This is a genomic window from Alkalibacterium sp. s-m-28, assembly GCF_054658175.1.
Genome location: NZ_BAAGIQ010000419.1, coordinates 1 through 255, shown reverse-complemented (window position 1 = coordinate 255; position 255 = coordinate 1). Strand labels below are relative to the sequence as shown.

Annotated in this window: 1 protein-coding gene; it reads right to left on the bottom strand. The window is 45.9% G+C overall.

The window, feature by feature from the left end:
• A partial coding sequence (locus ACYQ4S_RS12830) for a helix-turn-helix domain-containing protein (RefSeq protein WP_459771570.1) occupies positions 1–244 on the bottom strand: 244 nt, incomplete at its 3' end.
• Positions 245–255 lie beyond the last annotated feature (11 nt).

Here is a 255-nt window from a genome sequence, read left to right as displayed (position 1 = left end):
TCTTCTTCGACTTGAAGCGTGGAGCCTTGTTCTGCTTTCTAAAAAAACACTTGAACGAATCATCGAGATGACGTAACGCCGATTGCAATGAGATACTATCCACTTCTCTTAGCCAGTCGATTTCTTTCTTTAGTTCGGTCAGTTGAGCGGAGCAGGAATTGTAGCTCAGTCCTTTGCCCGAGCTTTCGTACAGCTCGTTCCATTTTGCAAGGAAATGGTTGAAGACGAACCGACTGCACCCAATCGTCTTCGCAA